We start from the raw sequence: 25,527 nt of genomic DNA, 5'->3' as shown, positions 1-25,527 counted from the left end.
ACGACAACCTAATCAACATAAACGCGTTTGCTGAAAAGCCCGCAACACCAGGTGCCTTAGAGGCATATCTGCGGAATGCCCAAAGCTACGCGTCATGGTCAACGCCACCTCAACCTCCCTTTACTTCCATTTTGTCCCCATCGGCCGCCCCAGCTCGCCCCTTCAATTCCACCAAGGTCGGAATGTCCGGCTTCAAACGCCACACCGAAAAGCGAGATACGCCCGCAGAACGTGTCAAGATGCGCTCGACGAATCCGTCTTGTTCAAATTTCCGCAATGCCCGGCCAATCGTATTGTGCTTAAAGCGCGAATATTCCTTCGGCGACAAAATCTGCAATCCCATATGCTCAATCGCCATGCGCGCCAAGAGCTCTGTATTAACGGCGGCCGGCGCAGCTTGAGTAATTGCATCTCTCAGAAACGCCAGCAGTCCGCCGCGGCGGTCATAAGGGCGATGCGCATGGACTACGGGCAGACTCACTTCCGTTGCCATTGGCGTCGTAGACAATTCCAACGTCGCCAGACAGGCATCTCGTGCCCGTCGAACTTTTTCGCGTTGGCGCGCTAACGTTGCCAACTCACGCTCTCTCCGGGCGGCCAAATCGCTAATCTCTCGGTCAATACGTTCCAGTTCTCCGGCAAGCGCAGCAGCCTCGTTGATGAGCCATTTAACGTCAGGCGGGGTCACCGTTCGCATTATTCGACCTCGCGTTGGTGCTCGCAGCCAAGACGATAAGTTGTTCGACTGTTGGGAGGTGAGATTTCAAGCGCCAAAGCTTTACCCGGCTGCCCTCCATAGGAGCATTTTCGACCCGGCCTTGCGCGCAAAGGCGCCGTAACATTGAATGCACGGTTTTCAACGAAAAACGTCTTCTTTCGGCTTTGCTGTAAAACACCAGGCCGAAGTGCTGAGCTGCCCGGTCGGTAACTTCTTGCAGTGTCAGGCCTTTCGGCGCAGATTCCAGCAGAGACAAGACGTATTCCGTCAGGGCGCCGCGCCGTCCGTACTCCTGCGTGTGCCGAAATACCTTTCCTGCGGCCCGACAGTCGACCATCTTGTAAGCAACACTGATGGAGCGGTCGAGAGCTTTGAGCGTAAGTTCGCGCTGGGCAAGTTCGCCTGCCAGCTGAAGTTGGCGTACTTTGAGGCGGTCGATATCGCCGGCCACCGTCGCTCGTTCGACAAGCAGCCACTTCAAATCGGGAGGGGTATGTGTTCGCACTTCGGTATCTCATGAAAGGGACAATACCGACGTGAAGGAACGGTAGTTATGGAGTTTTCGTGCTGCAATGCAGCAGAAACAACCAGGAATCCAAACTTTGGGCCATCAGCTTGATAACACCCTTGCCGCCGTCGTGTTCCCCCCATCGCCATACCTGCGGTAACATAACCAGTCCGTCTCCTTCCTCCATGCGCATGTTCCGCCAAGCCTGCTCCACGATTCAAGCATTCATCCTGATGGGACTGGTGCACGGCGCGCTGCTGTTGGCCGACGACGCGGCCATGATCGCCCTGCTGTTTTGTTAAGCGCCTGTCCCAGGGGGATTGCGGCGCGGCGCCGCCGATGAGGCCGCCGATACAATTTCCTACATTTCAGCAAGTTGTCGAAATATATCGGACACAGGCTTCGGTTCTAATATCATCCAGAAGTGATCGGCCCGATCGGCATTGCCGGCAATCGGATCAGATCACCGCCGATCTGACGCCTTTTCTTTGCCGCGATTTCTCATATGAATAAGATCAAATACCGCTTTTGGGGATTATTGCTGGCGCTTACCGTGCTATGGCTGCTGGCCGATTCGTTCTTTCCCGAACCCTTCACCTATTTTTCGTTCCGCAACGTGTTCATGCAGTACAGCGGCGTGCTGGGCATCGGCGTCATGAGCGTGGCGATGCTGATCGCGACCCGCCCGGGATGGCTGGAGCGGCGCTGGGGCGGACTGGACAAGATGTACCGCTTGCACAAGTGGCTCGGCATCGCCGGGCTGGTCATTGCCATCGTCCACTGGTGGTGGGCGCAGGGCACCAAGTGGATGGTGCACTGGGGATGGCTGGTCAGGCCGCAGCGCAGGCGCGGCGCCGGCGCCGGCGCCGACCTCGGCCTCATCGAGGGCTGGCTGCGCAGCCAGCGCGGCATCGCCGAGAGCCTGGGCGAGTGGGCGTTTTATGCCGTCGTCATCCTGATCGCGCTGGCATTGATCAAGCGCTTCCCCTACCGTCTCTTCGTCAAGACCCATCGCTGGATCGCGGCCGTCTACCTCGTGCTGGCGTACCACGCCGCCATACTCTTCAAGTTCAGCTACTGGCCGCAGCCGCTGGGCTGGGCCATGGCGGCGCTGCTGCTGGCCGGCACGGCCTCCGCCGCGCTCGTGCTGTCCGGGCGCGTAGGCGCGCGCCGCAAGACGCAAGGCACGATCGAGTCGGTCACCCTGTATCCGGAACTGCGCGTCATCGAAGCCGCCGTGCGCTTGCAGGAAGGCTGGCGGGGACACGCCGCCGGGCAGTTTGCCTTCGTCACCTTCAACCCGAAGGAAGGCGCGCACCCCTACACGATCGCCTCGTCGTGGGATCCCGCCGCGCGCCGCATCGTCTTCATCATCAAGGCACTGGGAGACCATACCGGCGCGTTGCTCGGCCAACTGAAAGCGGGCGACGCGGTGACCGTCGAGGGGCCTTACGGCTGTTTTGATTTTCGCGACCGCCATGCGCGCCAGATCTGGATTGGCGCCGGCATCGGCATTACGCCGTTTATCGCGCGCATGAAGCAGCTGGCACAACAGCGCGCATCCCACGCGATCGACCTGTTCCACCCGACGGCGGACTTCGACCAGGCCGCGATCGACAAGCTGACCGCGGACGCGCGCGCGGCCGGAGTGCGCCTGCACCTGCTGCGCAGCCCGCGCGACGGCGTGCTGGATGCGGCCGCGATCCGCGCCGCCGTGCCCGACTGGCAAAAGGCCAGCATCTGGTTTTGCGGACCAGCCGCCTTCGGCAGCGCGCTGCGCCGGGATTTCGTCGGCCGGGGCCTGCGGCAAGACGACTTTCACCAGGAGCTGTTCCAGATGCGCTAGCGTGGCAGTGCTACGAAAAGCGCCAGTCGAGCGCCTTGTCCTCGCGGTCGCGCGCGCGGAATTCTCTGGGCGGGATGCCGGCGACTTTCTTGAATGCCTTTGAAAAGCTGAAGGCGTCCTTGTAGCCGACCGCCTGCGACACGGCTTCCATCTTGTCGGACGTGTTCGACAGCAGTTCCATCGCTTTCTGCACCCGCACGGTCGTCAGGTACTGCAGCGGCGGCGTGCCCAGCGCATGCTTGAATTTCTGTGCGAAGCCCGCGCGCGACAATCCGACGCGCCGCGCCAGTTCATCGAGGGTCCAGTCATGGCCGCAATCGCCATGCATCAGTTCGAGCGCCGACTTGATGTGTGCATTGTGCAGCGCGTGACTCCAGGTCTGCGGCGTCGCATTGCGCTGGGCAATGATCTTGCGGATGATCTGCGTGAAGAGAATGTCGAGCAGCGCCTGTGTGACCGTTTCCGAACCGATCTCATGCCTGGCCGTTTCGGCGGCCAGCATGCTGATTGCCAGCTCCACCTGGTCAAAGCGCTCGATATCATGCGCGCGCAGCACATACCATCGCGGCATTTCGTTGAAAAAGGGGTGAACCGGGGTATTCCAGACCTGGTAGGCGCCGCTGACGATGGTCAGCAGGGGCTTGCCGCCGTCGGGTATTGCGGGCAGCGCCGCGTCGGCCATTCGCAAAATCGTGGGCGGCAGCTTTTCCTGGGTGGAGACGATGTGGCTGCAGCCGCGCGCCATCAATGCCACGTCGCCGCTGCCCAGCGCCAGCGGCACTTCGTGCTCAGGCGTATGGATAAAGCCCTGCCCTTGGGTGACGACATGGAAACCAAAGCTTTTTTCACAGGGAAACGCCAATGCTGCGGGCGTTGCGAAAACGCGCTGCTGGAGAATCCGGGTTTGCAGCCCGGCCTGGCGCAAGACATCGGCGAGAAGATCCATGGCCGGATTATAGGCGAATCCAGATTTATTTTTACTCGCTTGGACTTTTAAACATTAAAAATCGATTTTTAACCATTAAAAATATCGGCAACCACGCTTAAGCTAGACGCCTGACATTTTTATGGAGGTAAATCATGAGCAAGATTCTAGTGGTCGGTGCCAGCGGCACGGTCGGGTCCGAACTGGTCAAGCAGCTGCGTGCCAAGGGGCATGACGTAGTGCGCGCCACCAGCAAGGCACAGCTTCAGCCCGATCAAGTGCACGTGAATCTTGCCACCGGCGAAGGGATCAACGAGGCATTCCAGGGAGTGGAAAAGGCGTTCTTCCTGTGCCCGCCCGGCTACACTAACCAGCATGAACTGCTTGGCCCGCTGATCGGCAAGGCCGAGGAAAGGCAGCTGCAGAAAGTCGTGCTAATGACGGCGATGGGCGCGAATGCAGTCGAGGCCGCACCATTACGCCAGGCGGAAATCAGGCTGGAACGCTCCGGGCTGCGCTACAACATCATCCGCCCCAATTGGTTCATGCAGAACTTCAACTCCTTCTGGCTGCAGGGCATCCTGCAGGCCAATACGGTGTTCCTGCCGGTGGGCGACGCCCGGGCCAGCTTCATCGATGCGCGCGATATTGCCGCAGTCGCGGCAGAACTGCTCGATACTAACCGGTTCGACAACCAGGACTTCGATCTCACCGGCGGCGAGTCAATCAGCCACGACGAGGCCGCCGCGTTGATCAGCCAAGCCACGGGAAAGCAGATCCGTTTCCAGGACATCACGCCGCAAGCCATGCTCGACGGCTTGCTCCAGGCCGGCGTACCCGCCGATTACGCGCAGTTCCTGGTCATGATCCTCGGCTTCCTCAAGCAGGGCGCGGCGGAGCGCCGCACCGACGCGGTGGAAAAAATCACCGGCCGCGCGCCGATTGGCTTTGCGCAGTATGCGCGCGACTATCGGACGGCATGGTTGTAGGCTGGCCGATTGTCGGCACCTCAGCGCTCGAACACGTAGGTCCCCGGCGCCGCGCCCACCACCGGATAGGCCTTTGAACCCATCGGCGGCGGCGCGGCCTTGCCGCTGGACTGCTGCGCCAGCCACTCGGCCCAGGCCAGCCACCAGGAACCGTCCTGGCTGGGCGTGGTGAGATACCAGGTTTCCGGATCGATGTAGTTCTCGCCGCGGCGGCGGCGCGACACGCGGTAGCGCCGCCCGAGCTTGCCCGGCTCACTGACGATGCCCGCATTGTGCCCGGCGGTGGTAAGCGCGAACGTGATGTCGGTGTCAGCCGCCAGGTTGATCTTGTAGACCGACCGCCACGGCGCGACATGGTCCGATTCGGTGCCGACCGCAAACAGCGGCACATGGATGTCGGCCAGGGCGAGCGGCTTGCCGTTCACCCGGAAGCGGCCTTCGAACAGGTCGTTGTTCAAAAACAGCTTGCGCAGGTAATCGCTGTGCATGCGGTAGGGCATGCGCGTGGCGTCGGCGTTCCAGGCCATCATGTCGGTCATCGTCTCGCGCCGGCCGAGCAGGTATTGCTGCACCATGCGCGACCAGATCAGGTCGTTCGAGCGCAACAGCTGGAAGGCGCCGGCCATCTGCTTGGTGTCGAGATAGCCCTGGTTCCACATGATGTCTTCCAGGTAGTTCAGCTGGCTGTCGTCGATGAACAGCGTCAGCTCGCCCGCCTCGGTGAAATCGGTCTGCGCCGCCAGCATCGACATCGAGTGCAGGCGGTCATCCCCGCGCTGCGCCAGGTAGGCGGCCGCGATCGCCAGCAGCGTGCCGCCCAGGCAGTAACCGGCCGCGTTCACCTTGCGGCCCGGCACGATGGCGCTGACCGCATCGAGCGCATCGAGCACGCCCAGCCGCAGGTAATCCTCCAGCCCGAGGTCGCGGTCGTCCGGGCCGGGGTTATGCCAGGAGATCATGAATACGGTGTGCCCCTGGTTCACCAGGAAGTTCACCAGCGAGTTGACCGGCGACAGGTCGAGGATGTAGTACTTCATGATCCATGCCGGCACGATCAGGATCGGCTCGGCATGCACGTTCTTGGTTTTCGGCGCGTACTGGATCAGCTCGATCAGGCGGTTGCGCAACACCACCGAGCCGGGCGTGACGGCGACGTCGCGGCCGACCTCGAAGTTTTCCGTGCCGACCGGCGGCTTGCCGCCAAGGGCGCGCTCCATGTCTTCCAGAAAATTCATCGCGCCGCGCGCCAGGTTTTGCCCGCCTTCGCGTACCGTCACATCCAGCGCTTCCGGGTTGGTGGCGATGAAATTGACGGGCGAGACCATGTCGAGCAGCTGGCGCGCCACGAAGGACACCACCTGCTCGTGGTGCCGCGACACGCCGCCGATGCCGGTGGTGACGTTATGCCACCATTGCTGGTTCAGTAGAAAGCTCTGGTAGATCAGGTCGAACGGCCATTGCTGCCATTTCGGATCGCGAAAGCGGCGGTCCTGGAACAGCGGCTCGATGCACGAGGCGAACGGCTCACCCCTCATTCTGTGCTGGACATAGCGGTTCAGGCGCAGCGACTTGCGCCATGCCTTCTCCACCAGCTTTTGCCACTTCCCCGGCGACTGCGCCAGATGGAACGCCCAGTCGGTGTAGGCCAGCGCCAGGCTGGCCGGCGAAATGCCCAACGTGGCGCGCCCCTGCGCGGCATGCAGCACGCGGTCGATCGCTTCCGGCGGCTCGATATCCGGCGCCGCGCCGGGCACCAGCGCCGCCTTTTCCGACAGCGCCGCTACGCTCATGTCCACCTGTGGCTTGTCCAATTCTTGTTCTCCTTGTTGTGACGCCGCCCGCTGGCGCGGCATGCGTATTGCCGCATCCGGTATCGCGCCGGGATACGTTGTGCGGCGCCTTAATGCGCCATCAATACCGGCACCGTCATTGCATCGAGCACCGCGCGCGTGGCGCCGCCCAGCAGCACTTCGCGAAAGCGCGAGTGCCCGTAGCCGCCCATCACGATCAGGTCGGCACCGAAATACCCGGCATGCGACAGGATCGCGCCGCCGACATCGCCGCCGGACGACAGCAGGCTCACCTCCACCTTGACGCCGTGGCGGGCCAGGAACAGCGCAATGTCGGCGCCCGGCTCCTCGCCATGCGCCTGCGGCCCGATTTCCGCATCGAATACCGCGACCTGGACCAGGGCGGCCTGCCGCAGCAGGGGAATGGCGGCGTGCACCGTGCGCGCGGCCTGCATGCCGCCATCCCAGGCCAGCAGCACGCGCGGCGCGTTCAGCGCGCAGGTCCCCTCGTCGGGCACGATCAGCACCGGACAAACCGAATTCATCATCACGTATTCCGTCAGCGTCGGTCCCTGTCCGCGCAGGTAATCGGCGGAATCGTGCTGGCCGATGATCAGCAGGTCGCTGTAGCGCGCCTGCAGGCACAGCGCGGCGCCCGCATCGTCTTCGATCACGCGCTTCTCGAACGACGGCACGCCGGCCTGCTCGGCGGCGCGCGCGAACCGCCCCAGCGCGGCGTATGCCTGTTCCTTGAGCTGATCCAGGTAGGCGGGCATCGCCGCCGCGCCGACGCCGGTCAATCCGCCGAGGTGAAAATACGCCGGCAAGCCGGTTGCCGCCACGCCTACCAGATGAGCGCCGCAATCCGCCGCATATTGCGCGGCCAGCGCGATGCGCGCCTGGGCCTGCGGCGCTTCGTCGATATAAACCCCGATTGTGCTGTACCCCTGAGCCATGCCAGTCCTCCCGTCGACCGAGTCATATTATGTTGCAACCAGTTATTAAAAAGATACTAGGATCAATGCCAGGCGATTTAAATGACTGAGATCAAAAAATCCCTTGGGCGCACGGCCGGGAAATTATTGACCTGAGTCATGAAATTTTCCTGACCAGCGTCTTACCATGGGCTGATCGTATCGGCCTTTTCCGCACTACCGTCGCACACGGATGCCGGCCGCAGGCCATGCCGGTGCCTTTTTACCCACAAGGGAGAATTCAAATGAGTTACCGCATCGTCGCCGTGCACGTCAACGAATCGCGTCATCTGATCGAACGCGTCAACCTCGCAGCGCAGGTGGCGCGCGACGCCAATGCGCACCTGGTCGGCGTGGCCTGCAGCGGCCCTGCCGACAACTACTATATGGCCGACCTGCTCGGCGCCGGGGCGGCCGGACTGAGCATCTACCGCGACTTCATGCAGGAACAGTGCGCCACCAATCTCGCGTCCTTCGAAGCGGCGGCCGACAAGGCCGGGGTGCCGTTTTTCGAAAAGCGCGTGATCGAGGATGAAGCCGGCATCGCGCTGTGCCTGCAGGCGCGCTACAGCGACCTGCTGGTCGTCGGCCAGCCCGACCCGGACGAAGCGCCGCCGGCGCAACGCGCCGACATGGTCGAATATGTGCTGATGCACAGCGGCCGGCCGCTGCTGCTGGTGCCCTATGCATGGAAGGCCAGCGCCATCGGCAAGACCGTGATGGTGGCGTGGGACGGCAGCCTGGAAGCGGCGCATGCGGTTTCCGCCGCCCTTCCGCTGCTGCGCAACGCAAGACTGGTGCAGGTCACCGTATTCAATCCCGAGGTCGGCCCCAACGCGCACGGCGAAGAGCCCGGCGCCGATATCGCGCTCTACCTGGAACGGCACGGCATCGAGGTCGAGGTATCGCGCCAGCACGTCGGCCACCAGATCGACATCGGCAATGCGATGCTGTCGCATGCGGCCGACATCGGCGCCGACCTGATCGTGATGGGCGGCTACGGCCATGCGCGCTTTCGCGAAGTGCTGCTGGGCGGCGTCACGCAAACCATCCTGCGCTCGATGACGGTGCCGGTATTGATGTCGCACTGACTTTGGCGGCGCCCGGCGCGGCGCTGCCAAGCGCACTCGGGCGCGACGTTGCATAATCCTTGTTTTAGATTCTGTTCAACGCCTTTTTGACAGATTGCCACAAGGATTACGCATGACTTTCACCGCCTGGATCACCTTTTTCTTCGCCGCCTGCATCATCGCCATCTCTCCCGGTTCGGGCGCCGTGCTGTCGATGTCGCATGGCCTGTCCTACGGCGTGCGCAAGACCACCGGCACCATCCTCGGGCTGCAGCTCGGCCTGTTGCTGGTGCTGTTCATCGCCGGCGCCGGCGTCGGCTCGCTGCTGCTGGCATCCGAAGTCGCCTTCCACGTCGTCAAGACTGTCGGCGCGCTGTACCTGATCTATCTCGGCTTTGCCCAATGGCGCGCCAAGGTGCAGGTGCGCTCCGATCTGCCGGCGCAGGAATCGGCGCACGCGTCCGTGCCGCCGCTGCGCCGCCGCGTGCTGGTCGGCTTTCTCACGAATGCCACCAATCCGAAAGGCATCATCTTCATGGTGGCGGTACTGCCCCAATTCATCACGCATGAAGCGCCGGTGCTGCCGCAATTGCTGATCCTGGCCGCGACCATGTGCACGGTGGACCTGGTGGTGATGCACAGTTATGCCTTCGCCGCATCGTCGATGCAACGCTTTTTCCGCGATGCCCGCGCGGTGAAGATGCAAAACGCCTTTTTCGGCAGCATCCTGATGGCCGTGGGCGCAGCGCTGTTCTTCGTCAAGCGCAGCCCGAACGCCTGACCGCACTGCATCCCTGCAACGAAGGCGCCGCCGGCCGCGCCTTCGTGCCGGGCGGCGCAAGACAACATTTCCTGCCGCGCCGGCCTGTTCCTTCACTCCCCTTTGCCCTGAAAAAATGATGGCTTGCGCGCACCGCGTGCAATAACGCCGGCAAGCATCGATTTGCCGCGCCTGCGGCTGCCATGCCGATGCTGCCGCCCAAACTTCGCTACTTTTGATGGGCACATTGAGCTTCTACAAACCGCACGCAGGAAGGCGAAATATCTTGAGTAGTACTGCGTCCGCGCTCGCCGCCGTGTAATCGCCGGCAGCTTGTCCACCCATCAATCAAACTCCGCGAAGGAGAGTGATATGCAGCATGCCGCATGTCCCGTCGCCGTCCGCCTGTTTTGCTGCGCCGGCATTGCCCTGTTTTCCGTTGCCGCCTATGCCCAGGCAAGCCAGTTCGCCACTGCCGCCGAATGCCGGATGCATTGGGACGATGAATTCGCCAGCTATGCGCGGCAATACAAGGCGTGTGGCCCGGAGTGCATGTCCGGCGATGCCCGGCGCCACGAATACCTGCGCTACAGCGACTGGCTCAACAGGCTGCAACAGTGGCACGAATTCTGCCGCGCCATGAGCGGCACCGAGCTGCAGCTGCGCGACCGGGAAGCGGCCGCTGCCTGGCGCACTTCCCTGCGCACGGAGGGACAGTCGAGCTGCGAACTGATCCGCTCCGGCGAAGTGAAGTTCAGGTTCCAGTGGAAGGAAAAAGGCGGCAAGCGCTGCTATTCCAATTCCGGCCCGCGCAAGCGCGCCGCGGCGTGCTGTTAGCGATCCAGCTGCCGGTCGGTATGGCGCCATACGGCGTTCGGCTCGCTCCTGGCGACGATGCGCTCCCATTGCGTGCCGCATGCATGGCAGACGTAATACTCGACGTGGCCGGTCGCGGTGGCGCCGAAATTGATGCCGGCCTGCGAATGCAGCAGCAGTTCGGCGTGCGGCGACACGGTGACATTCCGGTCGGCGAGCGCCTTGCAGTCAGCGCATGCGCTCATGTGCCGCTCTGCCGTTGCATAACCAGGGGTGCATTGCCATTGCTCCTTCGATGTCCCGCGCAGGGGTTGTCCTCGATGAACATACGGTGCATTGACCTTGCTGACCGCACCTTGCGCCGCATCAGGCGCAGGATTTGAATCGCCTCAAGGCTTTGCCAATGGTTTTCCGATGCGCATGTTCCTGGGCGAAAGTTGTGGCGTGCACGCCGCACCGGCGCCGGGCCGCGTGATGTGGATCAACGTCTGCAACGACCCGGCAGACGAAAGTTAACCCGGCTCGACGACCGCAAGGCGGCCCAACTCATTCCAACAATCATCGCCGCTGACGGCACGACGGTCCGGAGCCGGCCCCTCAACCATCAAAAAGGAATCACCCATGATCGGATTTCAGGCAAAGGAAAGCACAGCGCAACTGCATGACGTCGATGTCACCGATGTCGACAGCCACACCGAGGTGCAAGCCGCCGCCGGCAATGAGGATGCGGCAGCGCTCAAGGAAAGCATGGTCAGCCGGCTCACCGGTGGCAAGGCGGCCGATGCCGACATCGTCATCGTGGTCAGGGCGACGGTGTCGGATGCGCTCAAGGCCGGCGGCGGCGCGGCCGCCGAGCTCACGAAAGTCATCCACGACGTGGCCACCGGCGCCATCCAGGCGGCCGAGCAAGTCGGCATGGACCTGACTGCCAGCGTCAAGGGCGTGGCAAAGGGCGTGGTGCTGGGCGTGCATGAAGTCGGCGGCGATGTCATCACCGCCGCGGCCGAAACCGCGCACGCCGTCATCAAGCATGCTTCGATGGTCGGCCACGACGCCGGCCGCGCCGCCAAGCACGCGGTCAACGGCATCATCGAAGGCGCTGCCGACACCGGCGGCAACGCCGCCCACTTGGCAAAGCGCGCGGCCGAAGGCGCCATTGTCGAAGCCGGCAAGATCAGCAGCCTGGCGGTCAAGACGGTCAAGGAAGTCGTGATCGGCATGAGCGACAGCGTCGGCCAGGTGGTCGCCAGCGTGCTGCCGCAATCGGTGCGCCGCGCCGAACAGCCGGAGCAGGCGGTGCAGGACTGAGCGGGCCGCACGAGGCAGGTGCGCCGCGCCCGCAGCGCAGGAAAAGCGCGGGGCGGCGCCGATCCATGCGGGCGGCGGCGCATTCTTGCTCTGCATAGCATGCCGGCCGCGATATGAAAGTCTGGAGGAGTGATGTCCACGACCAGGAAATTTTTCAGGATTCTCTCGCTCGACGGCGGCGGCTCCTGGGCGCTGATCCAGGCGCGCGCGCTGCAAGCGCTGTTCGGTCAACAGGCGCGCGGTCATCACATCCTGTCCCGCTTCGATCTGGTGGCAGCCAATTCAGCCGGCAGCCTGGTGCTTGGCGGCCTGCTCAAGGACATGACGCTCGCCGAGATCGTCTCCCTGTTCAAGGACCAGGCAACCCGCGAGCTGCTGTTTTCCCGCCTGGGGCTGGACCACCTGCTCGACCGCCTCCTGCAGCGGACACTGAAGCTCGGGCCCCAATATTCGACGGCGCGCAAGCTGGAAGGATTGCGCGTCATCCTCGACGAGCTGGCCGACACGCCGCTGGACCAGCTGACGCTCGGGCCGCGTGCGGCGCCGCACCTGCTGATCTGCGGCTTCGATTACGACCTCAAGCGGGCGACCTTCTTCCGTTCCGACCGCGCCAGCCTGGCTGACGGCAAGCCGGGCAAGGCCGCGCCGACGCTCGCGCATGCGATTCATGCATCGACCAATGCGCCGGTCAATTATTTCGACCTGCCGGCGCAATTTTCCGACGACCTGCGCATGGCCGACCGGCGCTACTGGGACGGGGCGATCGGCGGCTACAACAACCCGGTGCTGGCCGCCGTGGTGGAGGCGCTCGCCAATCGCGCACGCTACCATTGCACGCCGCATGGCATCCGCGTGCTCAGCATCGGCACCGGGTCGGTCAACCTGCCCATGTCCGGCATTCGACCGGCGCAGTCCCCGGTGCTGGAACTGGCGCGCGGCGCCCCCTGCCTGGCCAAGGATCTCGACAATCTGGCCAGGAGCATCATCAGCGACCCGCCCGATGCGGCAAGCTATACCACCCATCTCATGCTCGGCGGCGCCGTGTCCGTTTCCCCCGACGCCCCCGTTAAAGACAGTCCCCTGATCCGCCTCAATCCGATGATCCAGCCCATCCTGGGACGGCACGCAGGCACGCCGGCGTGGTGCTTGCCCAAAGGCCTCACGCCGCTGCAATTCCAGCAGCTGGTCCATCTGGATATCGATGCGGTGGAACAAGGGGAAGTCAAACTGATCGAGCGATTCTGCAATGCCTGGCTGGCCGACGACGTGCCCAACCAGACAATCCGCTACGACGCGGATTTCCAGCCGCTGATCGGCCACGGCCGCTTCTCGGATGCGAAAGCGGCATGGGAAAAACTGGCCGGGCCGACCGAGCCGCCCTTGCTGCGCTTTGCGGCACAGTAAGGGCGGCAAGATGGGGACAGGAATGTTAGCGGGTGAGATTCCAGGATTGCTGTTGCGGATACCGGTCCCAGAACTGCCCCCAGCGTCCCAGGTCATCTCGCTTGCTCGATTTCAAGATGCAAGCGCGCCACTGTTCACTGCCCTTGGCATAGCCAACCTTTTCGCATCCGGGGCCGTACTGCGGCGCCATCGCGATGGCCGGGTCGGCATCGTATGCGGCTCGCTGTTCGGCGGTAGAGCAAGCCGCGAGCAACGCCATCGCAGCCAGCAACCCAATCGGTGTACGCATCGCGATCTCCTTCATGCTTAGGCGAAACGCCTCCACGATGGAAGCGGCCCCCGCATGAAGGATTGGAGCGCGGCGTGGAAAAGGAAGTTCGATCGGCCTGCAATATCCTTGCAACAATCAGCGCGTCAGGCCTCCGCCTGTTCCCGCGCGCTGAACGCCATCGCCATGCTGAACGCCGACTGCACGAAGGCCAGCACGCGGGCGAATTCCTGGTCGCTCAGTTCGCGCGCGTCGTCGCAGGCACGGTAGATGTTGGCGAACTCGCGCTCGCGCCCGGCCTGCACCAGCAGCCGGCCAAAGCCGAGGTCTTCGATGATCTTCCACAGCTTCGGGTTGTAGCTGCGCGTCAGGTTCAGGAAAAACACGACCGGATCCTTGCGCCCGAGGATCGAGGTCAGGCGCAGGATGATTTCGAAGGGCAGCGCCGCCTTGCCGTTTTCAGCCAGGTCCAGCAAGACTGGATCCTGCAAGTCCACTGCCTTGCCCAGTTCCTCCAGGCTCAGCCCTGCCGTCTTGCGCGCGTTGCGCAGCAGGTCGCCGGTTTTTTTCAGCATGTCCTTTTGTTCGGGACTGCTGATGCGTTGCCGGGCCAGCGTGATCGTGATGTCGGTCGCGGCCACCGATATGTTGAGCAGGGAATCGGTCCATTCCCGCACCTGTCGCACCAGGCGGAACACGGCCGAATCGGATGGCGGCGGCGCGGCGAGCGCCGTTTTCCGGCCGGGCTTCTTGCGCATGGGACGAACAGGTTGCGCCGCGCTGCGCGCGCGCGCCGGTTTGGTTTTCTTTGGTGTGGCCATGGTACGTGATCCGTCTTCTTTTCATCCGGCAGCCAGCGCGCCTTGTCCGGCAGGCCGCCGCTTGTTGTTGGGGGACATAAAAAGTCGTGTCCGCTGCGCAGTTTGCCGCGCAATGCCGAGGCGCAGAACTGGAATATGGATGGTGCTTGATAAAAATCGAGTACCCAATGGAAACGCCAAGGCGAATATCCGTGGCTTGATCGCGTTCAATAACAATTTTTCCCGCGAAGCTTTTGTAACAGTCGTTATCCATAATTGACGTTAGGAAATCGCCCCGATATGTTGATGCACCTCGTCCTCCTCGCCCGACAACATGAAAAAGATCCTTTCCCTGCTTTGCCTCCTGTGCGTTAGCTTGTCCGGCTGCATTGTGGTACCCGACGTGCCGGCAGCCCACGTCGTGATTTCCTCTGAACAGGGCGGCTATCATTGCCCGCCGGGCCAGGCGAAGAAAGGCCGCTGCTAATTGACGGCGCGCCTGCCATGCCAAAGAAAACCTACCTGGTCGTTGCCGCCGCCGTGGCGCTGGCGCTCCTGCTAAACCCGTCGCCGGACAGGCACAGAACGACGATCACGCAAGCCATGGCCGAGCGCAGCCCGCTGGCCGGCGTGCTTGGGATAGGCGCCGTGACCGCCTTCGTGTCGACCTATCACTCGCTGGGCGTGGCGTCCTATACCGAGGTCGATGGCCGCCTCATCACGCTCGGCGCATTCGGCGGCGTGTTCCTCGTCCATTAATCCCCTCCCTTCCCTTCCGCCCTGCCCCGCCTGACGTTTGCCGACAGCGTAAATGACGCCTGCGCGTGCCCGGAAAATTGGCGCATCCTTTCGGCGGCGCTTTCCTTTGATATGGAAAGCCGTTACATTTAGTTACCATATGGAAATAACAGGCTGCCGCCCCAGCCTTAGCTGGCCGGCACCGCGCCCACCGAAAGGTTCTTGCATGCGCTCGCTTTCCTCCGTTTGGTCCCTTCTCGTCAGTACCGATGAAAAGATCCGGCGACAGCTCGGCTATTGGGCGGTTACCGCCGGGATGTATTTGCTTTGCACCGGCTTGCTGTGGCTGGAAGTCAGTTTCGGCGATGCGCCCCGGTCGGCAACGCTATGGCTATCGATCGTGATGATCGGCGGGCTGCTGCCGTTTTTCCTGCTCATCCGCCTGAGCACGCGGCTGGCGCTGCGGCCATCGCAGCTGGCGCTCGCCCAGGGCATTCTGGCCATTATTTGCACGGTTGCCGACTATGCGCTGAGCGGCCCGGCGCGCGGCGCGACGCTCAGCATTCTGCTGGTGGTGCTGGTGTTTTGCACATTTACGCTGGAGGCGGAAAAAAGCCACAGCCTCAGCGTGTTTGCCATCGGCTTGCTCGGCCTGGCGATGTTCGCGCTGCCGCACATCGATCCGGCCCGCTTCTCCCCACGCTTGGAAATGATCCACTTTTTCATCGCGGCGGCGACGCTGCTGGTGGTTTCGTTCTTGACCGGCAAGCTGAGCCAATTGCGCTCCCATCTGAAAGCGCAGAAGGCGGAACTGGCCGATGCGCTGGCGCGCATCCGGATTCTGGCCACGCAGGACGAATTGACCTCGTTGGCCAACCGGCGCCACATGAGCGAGGTGCTGGCCGACGAAGAGCGCCGGCTGTGCGCGTCCGGCCAGCCGACCTGCCTGGCGCTGCTCGATATCGACTGGTTCAAGCAGATCAATGACAAGCACGGCCATGACGTCGGCGACGCCGTGCTGCGCATGTTTGCCTGGCAGGCGCAAGCCGCGCTGCGCGCAACCGATGTGCTGGCGCGCTGGGGCGGCGAGGAATTCCTGCTCCTGATGCGCGATACGAACATCGACGCCGCCGCCCAGGTGCTCAACCGCGTGCGCGACCGCATCGCGATTGCCTGCGCCGCCGAATTGCCACACCTGAAAACGGTGACGTTCTCCGCCGGGCTGGTCGCCATGTTGCCGGGCGAAGGAGTCGCCGCCGGTATCCGCCGGGCCGACCAGGCGTTGTACCGCGCCAAGTCCGACGGGCGAGACCGCGTCATGCTCGCCTATTCCTAAGCGATGGCTATCTGCTGCGAAAGGTTACGGATCTGCTGGATTTCGTCGAACTCGCGGCGCAGGATCGACACGATATCGCCGTCGAGCGCACCGTCGCACACCTGCTTGTCGAGAATGGCGAGGCATTCGGCGCGCGTCATGCCGCGCCGGTAAGGGCGATCCTCGGAGATGGCAGTAAACACGTCGGCCACGGCGATGATGCGTGCGCCAAGCGGAATGTCGCGCGTGCGGAACGGGTAGCCGGTGCCGTCGAGACGCTCGTGGTGCAGCGAGGCCCAGATATTAACCTGCTCCAGCCCGGGCACCGCCGACAAAATCTGGTGCGTGTAGTACGGATGCTGCTTGATGACGAACATCTCCTGCGCCGTCAGCCGGCCCGGCTTGTCCAGCAGCGCGGGCGGCACAGCCAGCTTGCCGATGTCGTGCAAATACCCGGCTACGCCGATCATCCCGCGCTGCTGCGGTGCCAGGCCCAGGTATGTCGCCAGGCCTTCGCTGGCAGCGGCCACGCCGCTCGAATGCGTGGCGGTGAAGGAGCTGCGGTAGTCGATGATCTTGCCGAATATTCTGGACAGCGCACGCAGGCCCTCCAGGTCGAGCGGCACGGTGGCGCCGCCAAAGCGGCGCATGAGAATGCGTTCCTTGTGGCGGCTGGTCAGGTCGAGCCAGAACGACTCCTTGTGCGAAATCACGTCGAACGCGTCCGCCACGTCCGGATGGAACAGGCGGTCGCGCCCCGCCGCCACCGCCGCGCGCATGTCCGCGACCTGCGCCAGCACATTGGCGCTGTCGCCGGGCAGCACCGCGACGCGATCGGCCAGGCGCAGGATATGGCTTGATAGCGGAACCGGGATGCCGCCGAATTCGCTGCCGCGGCCAAAATCCCAGTCGACATGATGAAAGCGAATGGCGTGCGCGGCCTGGGCAAACGGCACGCAGTCGCGCAGCATCAGATAGCCCTGCATGCCGTGCCGGTGCACTTCCTGCGCTATCTGGGTACGGCTGAGCAAATCCTGCGTCAGGGCTTCCTCCAGCAATCCGGCCCAGGCCGGCGAACTGACGGCCGCCAAGTCGTGCAGGGCGCCGGCGATCAGCACATCCTCGATCTGCACGCCGCTCAGGCCGAGTTCCTCGGCCACGCAGGACGCCGCGTAGGCGACCCGCAGGTGATGTTCCGACACGGCCGGGTGCAGGAAATCGATGGCGCGCGCCAGGCAAAGCACCATGTCAAACGGGCTGACCTCGATTTCCTCGGCGGGGGTAGGCACGGTCGTTCCAGGCGGGAGAAATCAGCTGGCCTCGATGACCGGGTAAAAGTCGGTGTCTTCCTTGCGCATGCGCTCGTACAGCACCTTGAGCACGCTGTTGGCGTCGGCGCGGAATTCTTCCGGGTTGCCGGCCACGGTCGCCGGCGTGTTCCAGCGGCGCGCAAAGTCGAGGTAAGACAGCGCGATGCTCGTCATTTCATCCTGAAACCGTTTTCCCATGCGGGCCAGCGCAGGATTTTTCGTCGCCTGCAGCGCCGGATACAGGATCGTATCCTCGACCGCGAGGTGCAGCTTGATCGTCGAACTCATCCCAATGATCATGCGGGAGATGTCGGCGGCATTGTCGCGGATCCCGCTCTTGACCAGATCCCGCAATGTCGCGATGCACGTGAGGATTTCGATATGCTGCTGCTTGAACTTGTCGATGTTCATGAACACTCCCTACTGATCTGTTTGAAAAGGGCTCAAGCGAAAGACATCCCCCTGTCCGCCGGTAGGCGCACCGGTTTGGCAATCGTTGATAAAGAGCAATTTTAAGCATGTGGATTAAAAGATGCAAACAAAATATATCTTTTAGGAATTTTCGTTGTGCTCTGCATTGCACGGCAGGTTGGCACCTGCGGCGCGCCCTAAAAAGTTGCAATGAAGCACTATTTTTGTGCGCAAGCAGCCGTGTGCCCTACGCTGTTCGCCATGAAAAACACCGTTGCGATACGGTTGGCGCAACTCCTGCACGATCGACGGTGACAACCATGCAGTAAGCCATCGCCCTTGATTTACAAAGAAAAAGTTGTATTTTTGAAAGGCTCAGAGCCCCGCCGCCGCTTGCCGAGACTGAACAGAAAGTCTTGTCGAAGCGCGCCAGTGGATTGGCTGGCGTGCTAATTGCAATATTGCTGCAGCGCACTAATTTGTGCCGCTCAGGGGGCAAGTCGCCGTCCGACCCGGACAGCGGCAATGCCACTGCATGTCACCCTTTACCAAGAAAAACGACGATGAGCGATACCGCCGCCCTCCCGGTCGATACCTTCCTCCCCTACATGCGCGACGTGATGCGCTGCGAACAATCGCTGCGCGAACTGAACCTGATGTGGCGCATGATCGAAGCGTCAGCCAAGATGAACTGCCCGGTCGAAGCCAAGGCGATCCTGCCGACCATGGCCGCCACCCGCGCCGGCTTCACCCGGCTGGAGCAGGAACTGGTCAACAGCCTGGTGCGCGAAAAGGTCGGCAATGTGCTCGATGAGATCGGCACCAAGGCGCAGTACGTGATCGACATCGTGGTGCGCAACCTGTACGAGCGCACCGCCGACGTCGGCTTTCTCGCAACCGACCGCGAGCTGTGCGCGTTCGTCGCCGGCCTGCGCGACGACGCCGACGCAATCCGGCTGCGGCTGCGCTCGTATCGCAGCAAGTATACGGTGTACGACGAAATCATCCTGCTCGATACCGCAGGCAATGTGCTGGTGCAGATCAATGAAGACACGCCGCTCGAAGGCAGCACCGACCCGCTGATCGCCGCCTCGCTCGCGTCCGACACCTATGTCGAAACCTTCCGCCACAGCGACCTGCGGCCGGGCAAGAAGGAGGCGTTGATCTATTCGCGCCGCATGCTCCATCCCGACAGCGGCGTGCCGGTCGGCGTGCTATGCCTGTGCTTCCATTTCGAAGAAGAGATGGCGGGCATTTTCCGCTCGCACCGCGACCCGGAAGGCCGCTCCAACATGCTGCTGCTGGATGCAGACAACCGCGTGATCGCCAGCGCCGACGAGCGCTGGATCCCGCTCGGCGCCACCGTGCCGGTAAACCGCGCAGCGCAGCCGCAGTTGATGCTGTATGGCGGGCGCGAATACCTGGTGAGCACCTCTTGCGCCGCAGGCTACCAGGGCTACCTGGGGCCGCGCGGCTGGCAGGGGCAGGTGATGGTACCGGTCAATGTCGCTTTCCACGGCGACGCGTGCACGCTCACAGAACTTGACAGCGACCTCGCCGACGGCCTGCTGTCGCATGCGCGTTCGTTCTGCCCGCCGCTGTTCGAGATCATGACTGCGGCCGACACCATCCGCCGCGTGGTGTGGAACGGACAAGTGATGACCGCCGGGCAGCGCGGCGAGCTGCTGAAGCTGAAAACCATCCTCGACCAGATCAGCGAGACAGGTAACCGCAGCAACGAATTGTTTTCGCAATCGATCCGCGATCTGTATGAGACGGTGCTCGCCTCGAGGCTGCGCGATGCGGAATTCGAATCGCATCTGCTGGTCGATCTGCTCGACCGCAACCTGTACGAACGCTCGGACGACTGCCGCTGGTGGGCGTTGACACCGGAGCTGCGCAACGCGCTGTCTTCGCGCGAGCGCGGCAGCAAGACGCTGGCCGAAGTCACCGAGGTGCTGGAGTACATCCACATGCTGTACACCGTGTACACCCGCATTTTCGTGTACGACGAAAACGGCGAGATCATTGCCAGCACCAATCCGATCGAAAACGGCGTATCGGTCATCGGCAGCAGCATCGACGCCGACACGCTGTCGAAGGTGCGCGCCTTGCGCTGCGAGCAAGAGTACTACGTCACGCCGTTTGCGCCGACGCCCTTGTACGGCGGCCGCCCGACCTATGTTTACCACGCGGCGATTCGCGACCCGGCACGCGACACCAGCGTGGTGGGCGGCATCGGCATCGTGTTCGATGCCGAGCCGGAATTTGCGGCGATGCTGCGCGGCGCGCTGCACGACAAGGCGGGAGCCACGGCGTTTTTTATCGACCGCGCCGGCCGCGTGCTGTCGTCCACCGATCCGGCGCGTCCGGCCGGATCGCAGCTCGAGGTCGACCCGGCGCTACTCAAGCGCGCCAACGGCAGCAGCGCGTCGCGCATCGTCGCGCACGACGGGCATTATTGCGTGATGGGATGCACGGTGTCCCATGGCTATCGCGAGTTCAAGGTGTCCGACGGTTATCGGGAAGACGTGCTGGCCGTGGTGTTTTCGCCGTTTGGCGAAGTGCGCGAACGCAGCAGCGCGAACCGCGCCGATACCGCCATCGCAACCGACCTGGCAATGACCGGCGGACAGGAATACGCCACCTTCTTCAGCGACGGCGCGCTGTTCGCGCTACCTGCCAAGCACGTGCAGCAGGCCTTCCCGGCATCGGCCATCTCGCCGGTATCGATGGGTGGACGGCGCGAGCGCGTCGGACTGCTAGCGCTGGAGGAGCAAGGCGAGGACAAGCGTTTTGTGTGGGTGTTCGACCTGGCTTATCTAATGCATGGCAAGCCGACACCGCTTGCCAATGGCTGCCAGGTCGTGGTGGTGCGCGACGGCGCGCAGTGCGTGGGCTTGTTGGTGGACGATTTGCACGGCGTACCGGAATTCCCGCTGGCGCACATCGTGGCAACGCCGTTTGCCGCGCTCGCGGACGGCTTGCTGGTTAAGCAGGTAATCAAGGCCAATGACGGGCGGCTGCTGATCCAGTCGATCGATGTAGCGCAGCTGTTTGCCTGCCTGGCCGATCCGTCGCTGCCGACCCTGCTCAAGCTGGTCGATGCCGACCGCCTGATCACGCAGGCGGATCATTTCCACGACGACGGCCTCGCCGTGGGCAAGGCGGCATGAGCGCCCCTGCCGGCACTTAGTGGCGTGCGGGCAGCATGCGCCGCAGCACCTGATCCTTCCACAGGTAGTGATGCACCAGCGCGGCGCCAGCATGCACGGCGGCGAGCACGATGACCGAATGCGCCGCCAGTTCGTGCAACTCTTCCACCGTTTCACGCAGGGGCTTGTTGGTCGGATCGAATTTCGGCACGGTGAACAGGTTGAAGATGGTATCGCCGCGCACCCAGACATTGGCGAGGCCGAGCAAGACGGCGGCGAGCACGCTGACATACAGCAAGAAATGCACGGCGGACGCCAGGGTCTGCAGCCTCCCGGTCTCGGCCGGCGGCAGGCGCACGCCGCCACTGCTGCGCCACCAGATCCGGTACAGGATCACCGCGCCGAGGGTCACGCCCAGCACGATGTGCAGGCTGCGCATCGTCACGCGCGGCGTACCGCGCGCGAACCAGTCGATGGTCATGCCGATACACCACAGCAGGATCACCAGTGCCGCCGTGATCCAGTGCAGCCGTATCGATTTTTCGTCATAGTGGACCGGGGTCCGGCTTTCAATGTCCATTGAATACCTCCGCGTTCTGCATTGCACGTTCCGACGATATCGTCATGATACATCGCTGCACTTATGGCAAGGCGCGAGGTGCGCATGAATTACCGAAATCCTTTTCGCAATGGCGATCCAGATCAATTTGCGGCGCGCGGACATCAGGATGTAAGTTGCACCCTTCCAAAACTACTGCATAAGAACAACATGACTGCGCTGCCATGTGGGGCACCAAGTGCCCCACATCAGTCTTACAGCGGCATGCCGCTGGCGTCGAACATGCCTTCAAACAGCACCGAGCTCAGATAACGCTCGCCCGAGTCCGGCAACACCACCACAATGTTCTTGCCTGCGTTCTCGTCCCGCTTGGCCCAGCGCAATGCTGCCGCCACTGCCGCGCCGCTGGAAATCCCGCACAGGATGCCTTCCTCGCGGATCAGGCGGCGTGCGCACTCGATCGCTTCCTCATTGCTGACAGTTTCGATCACATCCACCAGGCTCATGTCCAGCACCTCTGGCACGAAGCCGGCACCCAAGCCCTGAATTTTATGCGGCGCCGGTTTCAAGGGTTCGCCGGCGCGGGTCTGGGTCAGCACCGGAGAAGCGCTGGGTTCCACCGCAATCGACACCACATTGGCGCCCCGGGTTTTCTTCAGGTAGCGCGACACGCCGGTGATGGTGCCGCCGGTACCCACTCCGGACACGAAGACGTCGACCTTGCCGTCCGTGTCTTCCCAGATTTCCGGGCCGGTGGTGGCCTCATGGATGGCTGGGTTGGCCGGGTTCTTGAACTGCTGCAGCATCACGTACTTGTCCGGGTCGGAAGCGACGATTTCCTCCGCCTTGGCGATAGCGCCATTCATGCCCTTCGGCCCCTCGGTCAACACCAGCTTGGCGCCGTAACCCAACAGCAGCTTGCGGCGTTCGATACTCATCGTTTCCGGCATGGTGAGCGTGAGCGGAATGCCGCGCGCGGCCGCGACGAATGCCAGTGCGATGCCTGTATTGCCGCTGGTCGGCTCGACCAGCTCCTTGCCCGGCCCGAGCAAGCCACGCTTTTCCGCATCCCACACCATGGCCGCGCCAATCCGGCATTTGACGGAATATGCCGGATTGCGGCCCTCAATCTTGGCCAGCACGGTGGCGCCAGCGCCTTCCGTGATGCGATTCAGGCGCACCAGCGGAGTGCGGCCGATGGACAGCGAGTTATCTTCGAACCATTGCGACATGAAATCTCCTTGTGACGATACGAGCGGCGTCGGCGCGCGGCCCTGCCTGAGCCGGCGCCTTTGTTGGTACGACGTTATTTTATGCCGCTGCCAGTGCCTGATCCAAATCAGAAATCAGATCATCGATATGCTCAATTCCGATAGACAGGCGCAGCATGTCTTCCGACACGCCCGCTTTCGCCAGTTCTTCCGCGTTGAGCTGGCGGTGCGTGGTCGATGCCGGGTGGGTGACCAGGGACTTTGCGTCGCCGATGTTCACCAGTCGCGTAAACAACTTCATCGCATCGAGCACCCGTGCGCCGGCCGCGCGCGGATCGGCCTTGTCCACCGTTTTCAGGCCGAAGGACAAGATGCCGGATGCCTTGCCGTCCATGTACTTCTGCACCAGCGCATGGTCCGGATGGTCTTCCAGCCCGGCGTAGTTCACCCATGCGACCTTGGGATGCGACTTGAGGTGCCGTGCGATCGCCAGCGAGTTGTCGCAGATGCGGTCCATGCGCAGTGCCAGCGTTTCGATACCCTGCAGGATGAGGAAGGAATTCATCGGCGAGATCGCTGCGCCCATATTGCGCAGCGGTACAACGCGCGCGCGGCCGATATAGGCGGCCGGCCCGAGCGCCTCGGTATAGACCACGCCATGATAGGAAACGTCGGGTTCGTTGAGCCGCTTGAAGCGCTCCTTGTGTTCGGCCCAGGGGAATTTGCCGCTGTCGACGATCGCGCCGCCAATGCTGTTGCCGTGGCCGCCCAGGTATTTGGTCAGCGCATGCACGACGATGTCGGCGCCGTGCTCGAACGGACGGCACAGATAGGGGCTCGGCACGGTATTGTCGACGATGAGGGGAATGCCGTGCGCATGCGCGATGTCGGCCAGCTTGGCGATGTCGGTAACGTTGCCCAGCGGGTTGCCAACCGATTCGCAGAAGATCGCCTTGGTGCGGCTGTCGATCAGCGGTGCGAAGCTTTCCGGCTTGCGCGAGTCGGCGAAGCGCGCCTGGATGCCCATTTGCGGCAGTGTGTGGGCAAACAAGTTATACGTGCCGCCGTATAGCGTGCTGGCCGAAACGATGTTGTCGCCGGCTTCACAGATGGTCTGTACGGCGTAGGTGATGGCGGCCATGCCCGACGCGACGGCGAGCGCACCAATACCGCCCTCGAGAGCTGCAACGCGCTTTTCCAGAATATCCTGGGTCGGGTTCATGATGCGCGTGTAGATATTGCCCGGGACTTTCAGATCGAACAAGTCGGCACCGTGCTGCGCGCTATCAAAGGCATAGGCCACGGTCTGGTAAATCGGCACTGCCACCGACTTCGTTGTAGGGTCAGGTGTGTAGCCGGCGTGCACTGCAAGAGTTTCAAGTTTCATTGTTTTCCTTGGAATGATTGAATTCACGCAGTAAGGCGCGCATGGCCGATGTGCCATGAGCGCCTATGGCGCGTTCTGTTCGCTTTCATGGCCCCTCGCTCTTCGGCTCGTTGTCGCAGCCGCACCGTTCTTACATAGCGAAGCTGTTTGATGAGCCGGTTCCGAGTGCGGAGCGGGACGCATACGAGAGCCACGCGCGATAATTAAATCGCGCTTTCGCAAGAAGCCAATGCCCGGCATCAGGAACGATGAAAAACCTTGATTCAGGATAGTTTTTCGATGTGCCTGAGCTCGTGCCCTCCGAGGATAAGCATTTGGCTTCGTACGTCAGCCTTCCATGATGGGCAGGCTCTTGGCATTATCATAGCATCAAGTATTAGGCGCCCGGCCCACGGTTGGGACGTCGGTGTGAATGCATAATTTGGAGTATGCGATGAGATTTTCCGAGAACAGGCTAGCGACACTCAAATGCAGCGACCATGTTGAACGCTGCATTCATATTTGGGAGCCCAAACAGCCGCGAGCGGTCATCCTCGCACTGCACGGAGGGATGGCGCATGCCGGCGACTATGTGACGCCGGCGTTGTATTTCCGCGAAAAAGGCATCGCGACAGTAAGCTATGACATGATCGGCCACGATCGCAAGAAGCGTGTCGACATTGCCGGCTTCGACAGTTTTCTGAATGATGCGGAGCTGTTTTTGCAATGGGTAAAGCGTAACTACACGGGTCTGCCGATCTTCGTGATGGGCCACTCGATGGGCGCACTGATCGCGACCCATCTCGGCCTGGATCGTTTTGCCGGTGATCACGACATCAAGGGTTTCATCATTTCCTCGCCCTACTACGTGAACGCAATCAAGGTGCCCCAGCTGCTGGTTTCACTCTCCACCGTCTTGGCCGCGCTCTTTCCGAAGATGAAAGTGCCCTTGGCGTCCATGACCAATGTGCTGACCCACGATCCGATTATCACGGCGCGCCATTTCGCGGACGAGAAAGACCATGTGCGTGCGACCGAAGTCACCTTCCGCTTCGCCCATGCCCTGCAACAGGCGCAGGCCGCACTGGTCGGTAAGCTTTCAGCGTGGCGTTATCCGCTGTTCGCAGTCGTCGCAGGCAATGACAAGCTGGCCGATGCAGGCGCAACCGAGACCATGCTAAAGACCATCAATCCGGATCTGCTCGAATATCATTTTTATCCGGACAATTACCATGAGAATTTCAATGAGCTTAATCGCGAAGAAATTTTCACGAAAATGCTCAGCT

Annotated in this window: 25 protein-coding genes; 12 read left to right on the top strand and 13 right to left on the bottom strand. The window is 62.4% G+C overall.

Annotated elements, in window-relative coordinates; translation table 11 throughout:
* Positions 1-109: 109 nt before the first annotated feature.
* Together TSA66_RS03575 and TSA66_RS03570 are read right to left on the bottom strand one after the other, a co-directional pair.
* Positions 110-697: a hypothetical protein gene (locus TSA66_RS03575; RefSeq protein WP_040039011.1), complete on the bottom strand. Its 588-nt coding sequence runs from the start codon at positions 695-697 to the stop codon at positions 110-112.
* A complete protein-coding gene (locus tag TSA66_RS03570; protein WP_198358702.1) occupies positions 675-1,169 on the bottom strand; it encodes a hypothetical protein in 495 nt (164 codons plus the stop codon). Before TSA66_RS03570 ends, TSA66_RS03575 begins: the two co-directional genes overlap by 23 nt.
* A gap of 562 nt (positions 1,170-1,731) precedes the next feature.
* On the opposite strand from TSA66_RS03570, the gene TSA66_RS03565 reads away from it, so the two are divergent.
* A complete protein-coding gene (locus TSA66_RS03565) occupies positions 1,732-3,072 on the top strand; it encodes a ferredoxin reductase family protein (RefSeq protein ID WP_040039009.1) in 1,341 nt (446 codons plus the stop codon).
* Between the two features lie 10 nt (positions 3,073-3,082).
* On the opposite strand, the gene TSA66_RS03560 is transcribed toward TSA66_RS03565, so the two are convergent.
* Positions 3,083-4,018, bottom strand: coding sequence for an AraC family transcriptional regulator (locus tag TSA66_RS03560; RefSeq protein ID WP_040039008.1), 936 nt, complete (start codon positions 4,016-4,018; stop codon positions 3,083-3,085).
* A 134-nt stretch (positions 4,019-4,152) separates the two neighbouring features.
* Here TSA66_RS03560 and TSA66_RS03555 point away from each other — a divergent pair, with 134 nt between their 5' ends.
* Entirely contained in the window at positions 4,153-4,986 is an 834-nt protein-coding gene (locus TSA66_RS03555) for an NmrA family NAD(P)-binding protein (protein WP_040039007.1), read from the top strand.
* Between the two features lie 20 nt (positions 4,987-5,006).
* Here TSA66_RS03555 and TSA66_RS03550 read toward each other — a convergent pair whose 3' ends face one another.
* The gene (locus tag TSA66_RS03550; RefSeq protein ID WP_040042156.1) at positions 5,007-6,776 is read right to left on the bottom strand and encodes a PHA/PHB synthase family protein; all 1,770 of its coding nucleotides are present in this window, start codon (positions 6,774-6,776) and stop codon (positions 5,007-5,009) included.
* A 110-nt stretch (positions 6,777-6,886) separates the two neighbouring features.
* Positions 6,887-7,732, bottom strand: coding sequence for a universal stress protein (locus TSA66_RS03545; RefSeq protein ID WP_040039006.1), 846 nt, complete (start codon positions 7,730-7,732; stop codon positions 6,887-6,889).
* A gap of 263 nt (positions 7,733-7,995) precedes the next feature.
* Here TSA66_RS03545 and TSA66_RS03540 point away from each other — a divergent pair, with 263 nt between their 5' ends.
* The 3 genes from TSA66_RS03540 (at position 7,996) to TSA66_RS03530 (ending at position 10,417) form a co-directional block, all read left to right on the top strand.
* Positions 7,996-8,841: a universal stress protein gene (locus TSA66_RS03540; protein ID WP_040039005.1), complete on the top strand. Its 846-nt coding sequence runs from the start codon at positions 7,996-7,998 to the stop codon at positions 8,839-8,841.
* 112 nt (positions 8,842-8,953) lie between these two features.
* Positions 8,954-9,601, top strand: coding sequence for a LysE family transporter (locus TSA66_RS03535; protein WP_040039004.1), 648 nt, complete (start codon positions 8,954-8,956; stop codon positions 9,599-9,601).
* A 351-nt stretch (positions 9,602-9,952) separates the two neighbouring features.
* The gene (locus TSA66_RS03530; RefSeq protein WP_040039003.1) at positions 9,953-10,417 is read left to right on the top strand and encodes a hypothetical protein; all 465 of its coding nucleotides are present in this window, start codon (positions 9,953-9,955) and stop codon (positions 10,415-10,417) included.
* On the opposite strand, the gene TSA66_RS03525 is transcribed toward TSA66_RS03530, so the two are convergent.
* Positions 10,414-10,641 carry a hypothetical protein gene (locus tag TSA66_RS03525; protein ID WP_040039002.1) on the bottom strand — a complete coding sequence of 76 codons (228 nt, stop codon included), beginning with the start codon at positions 10,639-10,641 and terminating at the stop codon, positions 10,414-10,416. The two genes, TSA66_RS03530 and TSA66_RS03525, sit on opposite strands and share 4 nt — an antisense overlap.
* Positions 10,642-10,732: 91 nt before the next feature.
* Here TSA66_RS03525 and TSA66_RS03520 point away from each other — a divergent pair, with 91 nt between their 5' ends.
* The 3 genes from TSA66_RS03520 to TSA66_RS03510 all read left to right on the top strand — a co-directional run bounded on the left by TSA66_RS03520 (position 10,733) and on the right by TSA66_RS03510 (position 13,108).
* Entirely contained in the window at positions 10,733-10,912 is a 180-nt protein-coding gene (locus TSA66_RS03520) for a hypothetical protein (RefSeq protein ID WP_040039001.1), read from the top strand.
* A 105-nt stretch (positions 10,913-11,017) separates the two neighbouring features.
* Complete coding sequence (locus tag TSA66_RS03515; RefSeq protein WP_052452083.1) at positions 11,018-11,704, top strand: hypothetical protein; 687 nt, start codon at positions 11,018-11,020, stop codon at positions 11,702-11,704.
* Between the two features lie 132 nt (positions 11,705-11,836).
* Positions 11,837-13,108, top strand: coding sequence for a patatin-like phospholipase family protein (locus TSA66_RS03510; RefSeq protein ID WP_052452082.1), 1,272 nt, complete (start codon positions 11,837-11,839; stop codon positions 13,106-13,108).
* A gap of 25 nt (positions 13,109-13,133) precedes the next feature.
* On the opposite strand, the gene TSA66_RS03505 is transcribed toward TSA66_RS03510, so the two are convergent.
* A complete protein-coding gene (locus tag TSA66_RS03505) occupies positions 13,134-13,397 on the bottom strand; it encodes a hypothetical protein (RefSeq protein WP_157691588.1) in 264 nt (87 codons plus the stop codon).
* Between the two features lie 125 nt (positions 13,398-13,522).
* Entirely contained in the window at positions 13,523-14,197 is a 675-nt protein-coding gene (locus TSA66_RS03500) for a helix-turn-helix domain-containing protein (RefSeq protein WP_052452080.1), read from the bottom strand.
* 483 nt (positions 14,198-14,680) lie between these two features.
* Between TSA66_RS03500 and TSA66_RS03495 the strand changes: the two genes are divergently transcribed.
* Positions 14,681-14,935, top strand: coding sequence for a hypothetical protein (locus tag TSA66_RS03495; RefSeq protein WP_040039000.1), 255 nt, complete (start codon positions 14,681-14,683; stop codon positions 14,933-14,935).
* Positions 14,936-15,140: 205 nt separating this feature from the next.
* On the top strand, positions 15,141-16,250 hold the full coding sequence (locus TSA66_RS03490) for a diguanylate cyclase (RefSeq protein WP_040038999.1): 1,110 nt from the start codon (positions 15,141-15,143) through the stop codon (positions 16,248-16,250).
* Here TSA66_RS03490 and TSA66_RS03485 read toward each other — a convergent pair.
* The gene (locus TSA66_RS03485) at positions 16,247-17,518 is read right to left on the bottom strand and encodes an HD-GYP domain-containing protein (RefSeq protein WP_157691587.1); all 1,272 of its coding nucleotides are present in this window, start codon (positions 17,516-17,518) and stop codon (positions 16,247-16,249) included. The genes TSA66_RS03490 and TSA66_RS03485 overlap by 4 nt on opposite strands.
* Positions 17,519-17,539: 21 nt before the next feature.
* The gene (locus tag TSA66_RS03480; protein WP_040038997.1) at positions 17,540-17,950 is read right to left on the bottom strand and encodes a hemerythrin domain-containing protein; all 411 of its coding nucleotides are present in this window, start codon (positions 17,948-17,950) and stop codon (positions 17,540-17,542) included.
* Between the two features lie 563 nt (positions 17,951-18,513).
* Between TSA66_RS03480 and TSA66_RS03475 the strand changes: the two genes are divergently transcribed.
* Positions 18,514-21,126, top strand: coding sequence for a chemotaxis protein CheW (locus TSA66_RS03475; protein WP_084199258.1), 2,613 nt, complete (start codon positions 18,514-18,516; stop codon positions 21,124-21,126).
* A 16-nt stretch (positions 21,127-21,142) separates the two neighbouring features.
* Here the strand turns inward: TSA66_RS03475 and TSA66_RS03470 are convergent, their stop codons facing one another.
* The 3 genes from TSA66_RS03470 to TSA66_RS03460 all read right to left on the bottom strand — a co-directional run bounded on the left by TSA66_RS03470 (position 21,143) and on the right by TSA66_RS03460 (position 24,262).
* On the bottom strand, positions 21,143-21,685 hold the full coding sequence (locus TSA66_RS03470; protein WP_040038996.1) for a cytochrome b: 543 nt from the start codon (positions 21,683-21,685) through the stop codon (positions 21,143-21,145).
* Positions 21,686-21,918: 233 nt separating this feature from the next.
* Positions 21,919-22,896 carry a cysteine synthase A gene (gene cysK, locus TSA66_RS03465; protein ID WP_040038995.1) on the bottom strand — a complete coding sequence of 326 codons (978 nt, stop codon included), beginning with the start codon at positions 22,894-22,896 and terminating at the stop codon, positions 21,919-21,921.
* 79 nt (positions 22,897-22,975) lie between these two features.
* Entirely contained in the window at positions 22,976-24,262 is a 1,287-nt protein-coding gene (locus tag TSA66_RS03460; protein WP_040038994.1) for an O-acetylhomoserine aminocarboxypropyltransferase/cysteine synthase family protein, read from the bottom strand.
* Positions 24,263-24,812: 550 nt separating this feature from the next.
* Here TSA66_RS03460 and TSA66_RS03455 point away from each other — a divergent pair.
* Positions 24,813-25,527: alpha/beta fold hydrolase (locus tag TSA66_RS03455; RefSeq protein WP_232429399.1), on the top strand; the 715-nt coding region annotated here is incomplete at its 3' end.

The organism is Noviherbaspirillum autotrophicum (assembly GCF_000818395.1).
GTDB classification, from domain to species: Bacteria; Pseudomonadota; Gammaproteobacteria; order Burkholderiales; family Burkholderiaceae_D; genus Noviherbaspirillum; species Noviherbaspirillum autotrophicum.
Note: the sequence above shows the minus strand (reverse complement) of the source record. Positions and strands in the feature narration are given on the sequence as shown.

Coding starts and splice junctions, on each gene's coding strand:
- TSA66_RS03575 (WP_040039011.1), bottom strand. CDS start 697: ATGCGAACGGTGACCCCGCCTGACGTTAAATGGCTCATCAACGAGGCT.
- TSA66_RS03565 (WP_040039009.1), top strand. CDS start 1,732: ATGAATAAGATCAAATACCGCTTTTGGGGATTATTGCTGGCGCTTACC.
- TSA66_RS03560 (WP_040039008.1), bottom strand. CDS start 4,018: ATGGATCTTCTCGCCGATGTCTTGCGCCAGGCCGGGCTGCAAACCCGG.
- TSA66_RS03555 (WP_040039007.1), top strand. CDS start 4,153: ATGAGCAAGATTCTAGTGGTCGGTGCCAGCGGCACGGTCGGGTCCGAA.
- TSA66_RS03550 (WP_040042156.1), bottom strand. CDS start 6,776: ATGAGCGTAGCGGCGCTGTCGGAAAAGGCGGCGCTGGTGCCCGGCGCG.
- TSA66_RS03545 (WP_040039006.1), bottom strand. CDS start 7,732: ATGGCTCAGGGGTACAGCACAATCGGGGTTTATATCGACGAAGCGCCG.
- TSA66_RS03540 (WP_040039005.1), top strand. CDS start 7,996: ATGAGTTACCGCATCGTCGCCGTGCACGTCAACGAATCGCGTCATCTG.
- TSA66_RS03535 (WP_040039004.1), top strand. CDS start 8,954: ATGACTTTCACCGCCTGGATCACCTTTTTCTTCGCCGCCTGCATCATC.
- TSA66_RS03530 (WP_040039003.1), top strand. CDS start 9,953: ATGCAGCATGCCGCATGTCCCGTCGCCGTCCGCCTGTTTTGCTGCGCC.
- TSA66_RS03525 (WP_040039002.1), bottom strand. CDS start 10,641: ATGAGCGCATGCGCTGACTGCAAGGCGCTCGCCGACCGGAATGTCACC.
- TSA66_RS03515 (WP_052452083.1), top strand. CDS start 11,018: ATGATCGGATTTCAGGCAAAGGAAAGCACAGCGCAACTGCATGACGTC.
- TSA66_RS03510 (WP_052452082.1), top strand. CDS start 11,837: ATGTCCACGACCAGGAAATTTTTCAGGATTCTCTCGCTCGACGGCGGC.
- TSA66_RS03505 (WP_157691588.1), bottom strand. CDS start 13,397: ATGCGTACACCGATTGGGTTGCTGGCTGCGATGGCGTTGCTCGCGGCT.
- TSA66_RS03500 (WP_052452080.1), bottom strand. CDS start 14,197: ATGGCCACACCAAAGAAAACCAAACCGGCGCGCGCGCGCAGCGCGGCG.
- TSA66_RS03495 (WP_040039000.1), top strand. CDS start 14,681: ATGCCAAAGAAAACCTACCTGGTCGTTGCCGCCGCCGTGGCGCTGGCG.
- TSA66_RS03490 (WP_040038999.1), top strand. CDS start 15,141: ATGCGCTCGCTTTCCTCCGTTTGGTCCCTTCTCGTCAGTACCGATGAA.
- TSA66_RS03480 (WP_040038997.1), bottom strand. CDS start 17,950: ATGAACATCGACAAGTTCAAGCAGCAGCATATCGAAATCCTCACGTGC.
- TSA66_RS03475 (WP_084199258.1), top strand. CDS start 18,514: ATGAGCGATACCGCCGCCCTCCCGGTCGATACCTTCCTCCCCTACATG.
- TSA66_RS03470 (WP_040038996.1), bottom strand. CDS start 21,685: ATGGACATTGAAAGCCGGACCCCGGTCCACTATGACGAAAAATCGATA.
- cysK (WP_040038995.1), bottom strand. CDS start 22,896: ATGTCGCAATGGTTCGAAGATAACTCGCTGTCCATCGGCCGCACTCCG.
- TSA66_RS03460 (WP_040038994.1), bottom strand. CDS start 24,262: ATGAAACTTGAAACTCTTGCAGTGCACGCCGGCTACACACCTGACCCT.